The 645-nt window shown below is 75.7% G+C and carries 1 pseudogene; it reads right to left on the minus strand.

From position 1 onward, the window contains the following. Positions 1-645: pseudogene (locus tag ACK41V_RS23665) on the minus strand (hypothetical protein); the annotation flags it as partial.

Raw genomic sequence — 645 nt, forward strand, 5'->3', positions numbered from 1 at the left:
GCACCTGCGGCGCCGGCGGCTCGGGTGGGATGACAGTGTCGGGCATGACATCCGTTTCCACGCGGTGCGTGTTGGGGCCGTCGGGCTGCGTGAGCGACGTACGGACGGGACCAATCTGCACGGGGCCGGCGGGCACGTCGGGCAGCGGCGTGATGTCCTCCGCCTCCACCTCCAGCGGCTCCTCCTCGCCGCCCTCCGCGGCGTCGGCAGACGCTGCAGCAGGCGCAGCGCTGGCAGTGTCGGCATCAGCAGACGCAGCGCTGGCCACGGCCGAAGCAGCGTCGGCGGCGTTGGCGGCGTTGGCGGCATTGGCGTCCGCCACCAGCGCCGCCAGCACGGGCGCCGGCAGGCCCACACGCGCCACCTCCACCGGCACCTGCGCAAACCGCGGCGGCACGGGCACCATCCGCAGCTGCTCCGCCGCCAGCCGTTCCTCCAGCACGTCATCGACCATGCCCGGCCGGTGGAAGCCCTCGCGCTCGGGAATGGGCTCGCCCTGCGGCAGCGCAGGCGGCTGCCGAATGGTGGCAGCGTACATGCCGTCGCCGTCCGGGTCCACGGCCTCCTCCGCGGCCGCGGCAATCGCGCTGGCGGAGCCGCTGGCGCCCGCCTCGGGTGCGGACGCCGCCGGCGCGTTGGCCGGGG

Source organism: Acidovorax sp., from assembly GCF_046291265.1.
Classification (GTDB): domain Bacteria; phylum Pseudomonadota; class Gammaproteobacteria; order Burkholderiales; family Burkholderiaceae_C; genus Acidovorax.